The following is an 11,193-nucleotide window of genomic DNA, read 5'->3' on the forward strand; positions in this document are numbered from 1 at the left end:
CTTCAGTCGGCCATCGCCTCAGCCAACCAGCGCCTCAGTCGGCCAGCGCCTCAGTCGGCCAGCGCCTCAGTGAGCCGCACCATGGCACGTCTCTTGTTCGGCATGCTGCGGCACCTGTCGAGCATCGCCGTCGCCTCGGGAAGTGTCACATGCGAGGCGACCAGGATCTCTCTCAGTCGGCCGCGCTCGACATCGTCGACCCGCGGCAGTGACCGCGCGAGGTCGACCGCTGTTCGGAGCAGCGATGTCACGGGCACGCCGTAACGCGTGACGATGTCGTCTTCTGCGAGCACCACCTCGCGCACCTGCAGTCGGACGGAGCCGGGCACCCGGCGACCGACACCCGCATGCACGCAGGCCTGGTGTCGAAGCGGTGGGTAGGGCCGGAAACCGTAGGCCCACAACGCGCTCTGCCGCTCGACGATCGCCGATTCGGGAAGCAGGGGAGCTAAAGCCCGGAGCCTCAGCTCCACCGTCGACGGACAGTCGAGCGGAGCGAACCCGGCATCGACGGCAGTCAGTTCACCGTCGAGTCGTGCGGCGTGGAGTTCGGCGATGCTGAAGTCGGCGGAGGGGAAGAGGAGATCGGGGAGGAGTCGAGGCATGGATCCATCGTGCCGCCCCAGCGACGCACGAACAGGCCCGGAAGCCGCATCTGTGGAGAACCCGGCATCGCACGCTCCTGTGGGGGAGCGGGCGATGCCGGGTGTCGGGGGTTCGACGGGGAGACGCTTCCGGTGGATCAGCTCGACGCGATCACGCCGGGCGGCCTAACCCAGTGCGTCGAGCCAGACCTTCCGGGCATCCAGAGCCTCTTGCAGCTCCGTCACCTTCGCCGCGTCCCCGGCAGCCTTCGCCGCGTCGATCTCGCCCTGAAGCTTCGCGATCGCGTCGGTCAGCTGGCCGGCGAGGCCTTCGGCGCGGGCCTTCTTCTCGGGGTTGTTCTTCTGCCAGAAGTCGTCGTCCAGCTTGCGGACGGCTGCCTCGACCTTGCGGAGACGCTCGTCGACGGCCCGGACCTGGTCGCGCGGGACCTTGCCGATCTCGTCCCAGCGACGCTGGATCGAGGTGAGACGTTCCCGGGCGACAGTACGGTCGGTCTCGGTGAGGAGCGGCTCGGCCTCGGTCAGCAGGTCGAGTTTCAGCGTCAAGTTTCCCGCGAACTCCTCGTCGTCTTTCGCGACGACCTCGGTGCGGGCGGCGTAGATGAGGTCGCCCGCGGCCTTGAACTTGTCCCACAGGGTGTCGTCGACGCGCTTTCCGGCGCGGCCCGCGTTCTTCCACTCCGTCAGGAGGTCGCGATAGGCGTTGACGGCGTCGGCGCCCTTCGGGATCAGGGCCTCAGCTCGTTCGACGAGCTGCTGCTTCTTCGTGCGGGCGTCGCGGTGAGTGCTGTCGAGCTCGGCGAAGAACGCCTTGCGATGCCCCTCGACGATCGTGCGGGCGTCGCGGAACCGCTTCCACAGTTCACCGGCCTCGGTGCGGGGGAGCCGCGGCCCCTCCTGCTGGTGCTTCTGCCAGCGAGCGAACATGTCGTCGAGGCGGGCTGTGACCTGCTTCCACTGCGCCTTGGCGGGGTCTTCGGCGGCAAGGGCCTCGACCTCCTCGACGATCGCCGTGCGCACGGCGATGGCGTCGGTCAGCTGCGCCTTGGATTCCTCGTTCTGCTTCTCGGTGAGCGACGAGACGACCTCGGTGAGAGCATCCACCCGCCGCTTCAGCGAGGCGAGGTCACCGATCGCATTGGCCGTCTCGATGGCACTGGAGAGGGATGACACGGCCTTACTCACATCGGAGGCGGACGCGCCACGCTTCACCCGCTGTTCGAGCAGGGTCACCTGGCCGGCGAGGTCGGTGTACTTGCGCTCGAAATAGGCGAGCGCCTCCTCGGGTGTGCCGTCGGGAAACTGGCCGACGACACGCTCTCCGGACGGCTCGCGAAGATAGACCGTTCCGGTCTCGTCAACGCGGCCCCAGGGCTGTTGGTCACTACTCATCACGAAATTCACCCTACTGCACGGTGACGTTACTGCACGGTGACGTCGGTGATAGTGGTCGGAACGGCCGGGGTCTCCGTACCGCCCGTCACGCCTGCCGCGATGACGCCGCTCTGCAGCTGGTCGAGCCCACCGGTGATCCGGCCGAGCACGGTGTAGCCACCGGCGGTGTCCGACGGGATGGTGGAGTCGGCGTAGACGATGAAGAACTGGCTGCCGTTGCTGTAGCCGTTGTTGCCCTGCCGCGCCATGGCGAGCGTGCCGGCGGGGTAGACATTGTCGGCCGGGGCGTTCTCGACGGGACCGTAGGAGTAGCCGGGACCGCCGCTGCCGTCGCCGTTCGGGTCGCCGCACTGCAGCACGAAGATGCCGGTGGTGGTCAGCCGGTGGCAGGTGAGGCCGGTGTAGAACCCGGCCTGCACGAGGGAGATGAACGAGGAGACGGCCTGCGGGGCTGCGACACCGTCGAGGGAGAGCGCGAGCGGGATCTCGTTGATCGTCATCGTGCCGGTCCAGTCGCGGCCCTCGGCCACGGAGGTCGGCGGCACGTCACCGGTGTTCTCCGTCGAACTCGGAGAGGCCGACGGGGATGCCGTGGGCTCAGGGGTTGCCGAGGAGGACGGTGAGGGCACGGGAGCGCCGGGGCCACCGGAGAAGTAGAAGACCTGCACGACGATTGCGACGATGACCACGACGATGACGACGATCACCGAGACGAGGTTGTCGCGGCGTCGCCTCGTCACCTGCGACGCATGCACGGTCTGCCGGGCCTGGTAGTTGCGGAGCCGCTGCTTCGACTCCCGTGCTTCACGCTCAGAATTGCTCGGTGCCACGAATCCTCCGTCAACGACTGTTCTGGCGCCGAAGAAGCGACAGACCCCCCGAGAACTTTACGGTGAATCCTCCACGGAGCTCAAAAGCACCGGCAGAATCGCGGTGTCGGTGGGTCGGACTACCCTGAGGGAATGGTCTCGACACAGCAGGGGCTCCACTCGGGAGCCGTTCCTCTCGCTGTCCGCATGCGCCCGCGGAGCCTCGACGAGGTCGCCGGCCAGAAGCACCTGCTCCGGCCCGGTTCACCCCTGGTCAACCTCGCCTCAGACACGGGCGGTACGCAGGGGTCGGTGTCGATCATCCTGTGGGGCCCGCCCGGTACGGGCAAGACCACGCTGGCCCAGGCCATCGCCCACAGCTCGAACCGCAAGTTCGTGGAGCTCTCTGCCGTGACGGCGGGGGTCCGCGATGTGCGGCAGGTGATGGAGGAGGCGTTCACCAGCCGCGACCTCTACGGCGTCTCGACGGTGCTCTTCCTCGATGAGATCCACCGCTTCACGAAGGCCCAGCAGGATGCCCTGCTGCCCGGTGTCGAGAACGGCTGGGTCATCCTTGTGGCTGCGACCACCGAGAATCCGTCCTTCTCCGTGATCTCGCCGCTGCTCTCCCGTTCTCTCCTCCTCACGCTCGAGCCGCTCAGCGACGACGACCTGGGTCTGCTCGTCGACAGGGCGGTGGTGGATGCCCGGGGGCTCGCCGGGCGGGTCAGCCTGTCACCCGAGGGCAGGGCCACGATCATCCGTCTCGCGTCGGGAGACGCCCGGCGGGCACTGACGGCGCTGGAGGCGGCGGGTACCAGCGCACTGGCCGGCGTCGGCGATGCCGGCGGCGTGCCGGAGGTCACCGACGAGACCGTGGCCCAGGCTGTCGATCGCGCGCTGCTCCGCTACGACCGGAACGGTGACGAGCACTACGACGTGATCAGCGCGTTCATCAAGTCGGTACGTGGCTCCGACGTCGATGCTGCGATCCACTACCTGGCGCGGATGATCGAGGCGGGCGAGGATCCGCGGTTCATCGCGCGCCGCATCATCATCTCGGCAGCCGAAGACATCGGAATGGCCGACCCACAGGCGCTGGTCATCGCGACGGCTGCAGCCGATGCCGTGCAGTTCATCGGCATGCCGGAGGGGCGCATCCCGCTCGCCGAGGCGGTCGTCTACCTTGCGACCGCACCGAAGTCGAACGCGTCCCACCTCGCGATCGACAAGGCGATCGCCGACGTGCGGGCCGGAAAGATCGGCCGGGTGCCGAAACCTCTGCGGGACGCCCACTATCCGGGCGCGAAACGGCTCGGCCACGGCAAGGGCTACAAGTACCCGCACGACGCCGACCTCGGTGTGGTGACCCAGCAGTACCTGCCCGACGAGCTGAAGAGCACAGAGTACTACCGTCCGACGGAGCACGGCAACGAGCGGGACGTCGCGGCGCGGCTGGAGAAGATCCGCAGGATCACGCGCGGCTGAGCCACTCCCGGCTGCTCTGCTGTGGTAATCTTCTCAAGGCCTACTTCTGGGTGTCTTTAGCGCGGCTGCGAGAGACCCCCACCTCAGGAAAAGCGCGTTCTGTAGCCGAAGCGCCTGGTCCATCCCTCGATTTCCCCGGGCATCCATGTGCCCGAGGGTCAACAACTCAACCGTATTTACTTTTTGAAGGATGTTTGTGTCTACCAAGTCACGTACCCGCAGCAAGACCCGCCTTTCCCGGGCCCTCGGCATTCCGCTGACCCCGAAGGCCGCCAAGTACCTCGAGAAGCGTCCCTACGCTCCGGGTGAGCACGGCCGCACCAAGCGCAAGACCGACTCCGACTACGCGGTGCGTCTTCGCGAGAAGCAGCGCCTGCGCGCCCAGTACGGCATCCGCGAGGCCCAGCTGAAGATCGTCTTCCAGGAAGCCCGTCGCCAGGGTGGCCTGACCGGTGAGAACCTGGTCGAGCTGCTCGAGATGCGTCTCGACGCGCTCGTGCTCCGTGCCGGCTTCGCCCGCACCACGGCCCAGGCCCGCCAGCTGATCGTGCACCGCCACATCCTGGTCGACGGCGCCCGCGTGGACCGCCCGTCGTTCCGCGTCAAGCCCGGCCAGATGATCCACGTGCACGCCCGCTCGGAGGCCCTGCCCCCGTTCCAGGTCGCCGCAGCCGGTGGCCACGTCGACGTGCTGCCCAAGGTTCCGGGCTACCTGTCGGTCGAGATCGACAAGCTGCAGGCGCGCCTCGAGCGTCGCCCGAAGCGCGCAGAGGTCCCCGTGACCTGTGAAGTGCAGCTCGTCGTCGAGTACTACGCGGCCCGCTAGGCCCCGCTGTCATAACAGCTACGCTGAGGGCGGTCCACTTCCGAGTGGGCCGCCCTTTCGTGTTCCTCAAGTTGTAAGGAGTCGCCCATGTCGGGTGGAGACATCGCCGGGTTGATCGCTGCGGGAGTGTTCGCGGTACTGGTCGTGTTCCTCGCACTTCCCCTGATCAAGCTGGGCAAGGTCTTCGACGAGACCACCCTCGCGATCCGGGACGTCAGCAAGGGGATCACCCCGATCCTCGAGGAGACCACCGTCACCGTGCAGGAGGCGAACAAGCAACTCGCCCGTGTCGACTCGATCACCTCGAACGTCGCGGAGGTGACCGGCAACGTCAATTCGCTGGTCGCCCTCTTCGCCGCCTCCATCGGCGGCCCGCTGATCAAGATCGCTGGCTTCAGTGCGGCGGTGCGCGCGGCGATCCGGGGCGGTCGTGACGTGGCCGCCGACTCCTCCTCAGCCTCCTCCTCCACAGGAAGGACTTCGACGAAGAAGTCCACCGGAAGACGTGCCCGCAAATCGGATTACTGAGAGCCACTAAACTGGCCACAGCTTAAAATCGAACCCTCACGAAGGAGCCCGCCTTGAAGAAAGTCCTGTGGTTTGCAGCCGGAATCGCCGTCGGCGTGGTCGCTGCCCACCAGCTCAACCAGACGGCCCAGGGCAAGAAGTTCTTCGCCGAACTCGATGCGAAGATCAAAGACTTCTCCGGGGCCCTTTCGGATGGGTACCACGAGCGCGAGAACGAGCTGCGTGCCGCCATCGGCGACGCGGGAGACGCCGTGAAGAAGGCTGCACAGAAGTAGTGCAGACCGCAGACATCCGCCGTCGCTGGCTCGAGTTCTTCGGCGACCGCGGCCACACCGTCGTTCCCTCGGCCTCCCTGGTGAGCGACGACCCCACGCTGCTGTTCACCGTCGCAGGCATGGTGCCGTTCATCCCCTACATGTCGGGCCTGGTGCCGGCGCCGTTCCCGCGGGCGACGAGCGTGCAGAAGTGCATTCGTACCCTCGACATCGAAGAGGTCGGCAAGACCACCCGGCACGGCACGTTCTTCCAGATGAACGGCAACTTCTCGTTCGGCGACTACTTCAAAGAGACCGCCATCGAATATGCCTGGGAGCTCCTGACCACGAGTGAGGCCGACGGCGGGCTCGGCTTCGCCGAGAAAGACCTCTGGGTCACCGTCTACGAAGACGACGACGAAGCCATCGGCATGTGGAAGAAGACGGCGGGTCTTCCCGACCACCGTATCCAGCGACTCGGCAAAGAAGACAACTACTGGTCCACCGGCCAGCCGGGACCTGCGGGGCCCTGCTCGGAGATCTACTTCGACCGCGGACCCGCGTACGGCGCCGAAGGTGGCCCGATCGCCGACGAGAACCGCTACATCGAGATCTGGAACCTCGTGTTCATGCAGTACCTGATCGGGAATGTGAAGTCGAAGGTCGACTTCGACATCCTCGGCGAACTGCCGCGCAAGAACATCGACACCGGCATGGGCCTCGAACGTGTGGCGTTCATCAAGCAGAACGTCGAGAACCTCTACGAGATCGACCAGGTGCGCCCGGTGCTCGACCGGGCATCCGAACTCTCCGGTCGCCGCTACGGTGCCGACCATGAAGACGACGTGCGCATGCGCGTCGTCGCCGACCACGTGCGTTCCGCACTGATGCTGATGTCCGACGGCGTCACGCCCTCGAACGAGGGCCGCGGCTACGTGCTCCGGCGGCTGCTTCGCCGCACCGTCCGCAGCATGCGCCTGCTCGGGGTCGACCGCTCCACCTTCCCCGAGCTCTTCCCGGCCTCGCGTGACGCGATGGCCACGGCCTACCCGGAGGTCTCCGCCGACTACGAGCGCATCTCACGTACGGCCTACGCCGAGGAGGAAGCATTCCTCCGTACCCTCAGCGGAGGAACGACGATCCTCGACCTCGCGGTGCTGAAGACGAAGGAGCAGGGTGCCCCGGCCCTCGCGGGTGACACCGCCTTCCAGCTGCACGACACCTACGGCTTCCCGATCGACCTGACCGTCGAGATCGCCGAGGAGGCCGGCCTCGCCGTCGACCGCGGCGCGTTCGAACGCCTGATGACGGAGCAGAAGCAGCGCGCCAAAGCGGATGCGAAGTCGAAGAAGCTCGGCAACGCCGACCTCAGTGCCTTCGCCGCCTTCCGCGCCCAGGGCGAGACCGTCTTCACCGGCTACACCGAACTCGAGACCGAGTCCCGCGTGCTCGGCCTGATCATCGACTCCCAGTCGGTCAACACCGCCGTCTCGGGCGAACTCGTCGAGGTGATCCTTGCCGAGACCAGCCTGTACGCCGAGTCCGGCGGCCAGGAGGCCGACTCCGGCACGATCGTCGGCGACGGCTTCGTGCTCGAAGTGCTCGACGTGCAGAAACCCGTCAAGGGCCTGGTCAGCCACCGCTCCCGGGTGACGAGCGGGCAGGTCGCTGTCGGCGACGCCGCCCGCAGTGTCGTCGCCAGCGACTGGCGGAAGGGCGCCACCCAGGCGCACTCTGCGACGCACATCGTGCACGCGGCCCTCCGCGAGATCCTCGGCAGCACGGCTCACCAGTCGGGGTCGTACAACAAGGCCGGGTACCTGCGCCTCGACTTCACCTGGAGCCAGCCGCTCTCGACCGAGACGAAGTCCGAGATCGAGGAGATCTCGAACACCGCGGTGCGGGCCGACTTCGAGGTGCTCACCCGCGAAATGGCTGTCGATGACGCGAAGGCGCTCGGTGCCATGGCCCTGTTCGGCGAGAAGTACGGCGACGTCGTCCGCATGGTGGAGATCGGCGGCCCGTGGTCGCGCGAACTCTGCGGCGGCACGCACGTCGTGCACACGTCGGAGATCGGTCTGATCAACCTGCTGGGCGAATCGTCGATCGGCTCGACCAACAGGCGCGTGGAGTCCCTCGTGGGGGCGGACGCCTTCCGCGAGTTCGCCACCGAGCGAGCGATCGTGTCCCAGTTGACCTCGTCGCTGAAGGCTCCGCGCGACGAGCTCACGAACCGCATCGCCGACCTCGTCGCCAACCTCAGGACGGCCGAGAAGAAGATCGCCGCCTACGAGACGAGTGCGCTGTCGTCCCGGGTCCCTGCCCTGGTGGAATCCGCTGAGCGGTTCGGCGGAGTCTCCGTCGTGACGGCGAACGTGGGCGAGCTCCGCTCGAGCGACGACCTCCGGATGCTCGTCACCAGCGTTCGCGAGAGGCTCGGCAGCGGGCCCGCCGTGGTGGCGCTGGCAGCCTCGGTCGCCGACAAGCCGGTGGTCATCGCAGCCACGAACGACGCCGCGCGGGCAGAGTCCCTGCGCGCCGGCGGCCTGGTGAAGATCGCCTCCTCCGTGCTCGGGGGCGGCGGCGGCGGCAAAGACGACCTGGCACAGGGCGGTGGAACGAAGGTCTCGGCCATCGACGATGCCCTGCTGGCCATCCGGTCGGCTGTGGGCGACGGGCGAGCGTGAGTCTGTCCGCCCTCGCGCCGACACGCCCTGCCTCATGAGGCAGGGCGTGCGACTCGGCATCGACGTCGGGAAGGCCAGGGTCGGTGTGGCGCGCTCCGACCTGCACGGCATCCTCGCCACGCCGGTGGAGACCGTCGCCCGCGCCCACACGGGCGAGGCCGATGTCGAACGCATCCTGGCGATCGCCGCGGAGGTCGGCGCCACGGAGTTCGTCGTCGGTCTGCCGCTGTCGATGTCGGGCGGCAGCACTCAGTCGACGGAGGATGCGAATTCGTTCGCCCTGCGACTCGCCCGCGCGGGCGAGCATCCGGTGCGCATGATCGACGAACGCCTGACAACGGTGTCCGCCCAGGCCGCCCTTCACCGAACAGGACGGGACACCAGGAACTCGCGTCCAGTGATTGACCAAGTAGCCGCCGTTATACTTCTGCAACACGCCCTCGACGTCGAGCGCTCCATGGGTAAACCCCCTGGGCTCCCGGTCGACCCGAACCAAGGATCACACCGTGACTGACCCCCAGCCACCCGAAAACCACCCCTTTGCCGAGTTCTTCCGCGAATCGCCCCCGAGCGACAGCCGACGAGCCGCGCGCCGCGAGCAGCACACCGCACGGTCGGGCCGCTCGGGCGGCCCTCGCAGACGCGGGCCTGTCCGTGTCATCGTGACGGTCGTCGTCGCCCTGGTCCTGGTCGGCGGACTCGCGACTGCCGCGACCGCGGTCATCCCCCCGCTCCTGCCGGGAATCGAGAAGGTGTTCGGCTCGAAGGACACCGGCGCCGACTATTCCGGTACCGGCACCGGGGAGAAGGTCGACTTCGTCATCAACGACGGTGACGTCGGTGAGATCATCGGAGACAATCTCGAGAGCCAGGGCATCGTCAAGTCCTCCGCGGCGTTCTACAACCTGCTGCTCACCCAGCCGAACCTCGTCTTCCAGCCGGGAACCTACACGCTGTCGAAGGAGATGAGTGCGCAGTCCGCTCTCACCGCCCTCGAAGACCCGGCCAACCATGTCACCGTGCAGGTGGTCATCCCTGAGGGCACTCTCGCGGCCGACGTGCTCACGACGCTCTCCACCGACACGGGTGTTCCCCTCACCGACCTGCAGGCCGAAGCGGCCAACTTCACCCAGTTCGGCATCGATGCCTCCGCACCGAACATCGAGGGCTACCTCTTCCCCGCGACCTACACCTTCGAGCCGAACACCTCGGCGAAGGCGCTGCTCCAGACCATGGTCGACCGCACCTTTCAGTCCCTCGACACGGCCGGTGTGCCTGCCGCCGACCGGGAGAGGATCCTGACGCTCGCCTCCGTCGTGCAGAAAGAGGCTCGCCTGACGCCGGACTTCTACAAGGTGGCCCGGGTGTTCACGAACCGCATTGCCGACGACATGCCCCTGCAGTCCGACGCGACGGTCGCCTACGGCACCGGCGAGAAGCGAGTCGACACGACGGATGCCGAACGGAACGACGAGTCGAATCCGTACAACACCTACGCCCGCACCGGGCTCCCGGCCGGACCGATCTCGAACCCCGGCGACACGGCCATCGACGCGGCCATGCACCCGGCGGACGGCACCTGGCTCTACTTCGTGACGATCAACCTCGACACCGGCGAGACCGTCTTCTCGACCTCCTACGACGACCACCTGAAGGCCGTCGATCAGTACCAGGCCTGGTCGGCGGCCAACCCCGGCGCCGGGGGATGACCGGCGGCGGGGCTCCCGGGGCGTCGCGACCGCAGCTCGCGGTGCTCGGGTCGCCGATCGCGCACTCGCAGTCGCCCGCCCTGCACTCCGCGGCCTACCGCGTGCTGGGTTTTGACGCGGACTACGGTTCCGTCGAGGTGACGTCGGGCGGGCTCCGCGCCTTCGTCGACGGTCTCTCCGGAGACTGGCGCGGCCTCTCCTTGACGATGCCGCTGAAGGAAGAGGTGCTGCCGCTCCTTGCCACGGCAGACCGGATGGCGACTCTCACCGGAGCCGCGAACACGGTGCTGTTCGAGGAGCGGGCCGGGAATCGTCGTCTCCAGGGATTCAACACCGACGTTGCCGGCATCGTCGGGGCACTGGCGAGTGTCGGCGTGTCCCGGGCCCGCAAGGTGCTCGTGCTCGGTGCGGGCGCGACGGCGCGCTCCGCGATCGTTGCCGCCGCGCAGCTCGGTGCCGAACACGTGACCGTTGCGGCCCGGAACCCCGGGCGGGCATCCACCGCTGTCGCGGTCGGCCGGTCGGCGGGGCTGGCGGTGACGGTCATCCGGATGCCCGAGGCACTCGGCCGCGTCGACGCCGACGTCACCATCAGCACTCTGCCCGGGGGCACGTTGACGGCCGACGACGTCGCCCGCGTCTCACCGGCACCCGGCGCGGTGCTGCTCGACGTCGCCTATGCGCCGTGGCCGAGCCTCCTCGGAACGGCCTGGGCGGCAGGCGCGCACAAAGGCTCCGGCGTCGTCGTCTCCGGCCTGCTGATGCTGGTGCACCAGGCCCTCATGCAGGTGCGGGTGTTCGTCAACCGCGACCCGGCGGTCGAACTGCCGGGCGAACCCGACGTCCTGGCCGCGATGCTCGACGCCGTCGGACTGGAGGCGTGACGCACGAC

Annotated in this window: 11 protein-coding genes; 8 read left to right on the top strand and 3 right to left on the bottom strand. The window is 67.7% G+C overall.

What is annotated here, in order from left to right; translation table 11 throughout:
* Window positions 1–50: 50 nt before the first annotated feature.
* From FB464_RS05210 to FB464_RS05220, 3 genes are all read right to left on the bottom strand, one after another.
* Window positions 51–605: a hypothetical protein gene (locus FB464_RS05210; protein WP_116414808.1), complete on the bottom strand. Its 555-nt coding sequence runs from the start codon at window positions 603–605 to the stop codon at window positions 51–53.
* Window positions 606–770: 165 nt separating this feature from the next.
* Complete coding sequence (locus FB464_RS05215; RefSeq protein WP_425472399.1) at window positions 771–2,000, bottom strand: DUF349 domain-containing protein; 1,230 nt, start codon at window positions 1,998–2,000, stop codon at window positions 771–773.
* A gap of 26 nt (window positions 2,001–2,026) precedes the next feature.
* Entirely contained in the window at window positions 2,027–2,830 is an 804-nt protein-coding gene (locus FB464_RS05220) for a peptidylprolyl isomerase (protein WP_116414806.1), read from the bottom strand.
* 132 nt (window positions 2,831–2,962) lie between these two features.
* Here FB464_RS05220 and FB464_RS05225 point away from each other — a divergent pair, with 132 nt between their 5' ends.
* The 8 genes from FB464_RS05225 (at window position 2,963) to FB464_RS05260 (ending at window position 11,185) form a co-directional block, all read left to right on the top strand.
* Window positions 2,963–4,297: a replication-associated recombination protein A gene (locus FB464_RS05225; protein ID WP_116414805.1), complete on the top strand. Its 1,335-nt coding sequence runs from the start codon at window positions 2,963–2,965 to the stop codon at window positions 4,295–4,297.
* A 190-nt stretch (window positions 4,298–4,487) separates the two neighbouring features.
* Window positions 4,488–5,123, top strand: a complete 636-nt coding sequence (gene rpsD / locus FB464_RS05230; RefSeq protein WP_211327368.1) for a 30S ribosomal protein S4 — start codon at window positions 4,488–4,490, stop codon at window positions 5,121–5,123.
* An 87-nt stretch (window positions 5,124–5,210) separates the two neighbouring features.
* Entirely contained in the window at window positions 5,211–5,651 is a 441-nt protein-coding gene (locus tag FB464_RS05235) for a DUF948 domain-containing protein (RefSeq protein WP_116414803.1), read from the top strand.
* 53 nt (window positions 5,652–5,704) lie between these two features.
* Window positions 5,705–5,926 carry a hypothetical protein gene (locus FB464_RS05240; protein WP_116414802.1) on the top strand — a complete coding sequence of 74 codons (222 nt, stop codon included), beginning with the start codon at window positions 5,705–5,707 and terminating at the stop codon, window positions 5,924–5,926.
* Entirely contained in the window at window positions 5,926–8,592 is a 2,667-nt protein-coding gene (gene alaS, locus FB464_RS05245; RefSeq protein ID WP_116414801.1) for an alanine--tRNA ligase, read from the top strand. Before FB464_RS05240 ends, alaS begins: the two co-directional genes overlap by 1 nt.
* A 34-nt stretch (window positions 8,593–8,626) precedes the next feature.
* On the top strand, window positions 8,627–9,106 hold the full coding sequence (gene ruvX / locus FB464_RS05250) for a Holliday junction resolvase RuvX (protein ID WP_116414800.1): 480 nt from the start codon (window positions 8,627–8,629) through the stop codon (window positions 9,104–9,106).
* Complete coding sequence (gene mltG / locus FB464_RS05255) at window positions 9,099–10,301, top strand: endolytic transglycosylase MltG (RefSeq protein WP_246092941.1); 1,203 nt, start codon at window positions 9,099–9,101, stop codon at window positions 10,299–10,301. Before ruvX ends, mltG begins: the two co-directional genes overlap by 8 nt.
* Entirely contained in the window at window positions 10,298–11,185 is an 888-nt protein-coding gene (locus FB464_RS05260; RefSeq protein ID WP_116414799.1) for a shikimate dehydrogenase family protein, read from the top strand. Before mltG ends, FB464_RS05260 begins: the two co-directional genes overlap by 4 nt.
* Window positions 11,186–11,193: the final 8 nt, after the last annotated feature.

It is taken from the genome of Subtercola boreus (genome assembly GCF_006716115.1).
Lineage (GTDB): Bacteria > Actinomycetota > Actinomycetes > Actinomycetales > Microbacteriaceae > Subtercola > Subtercola boreus.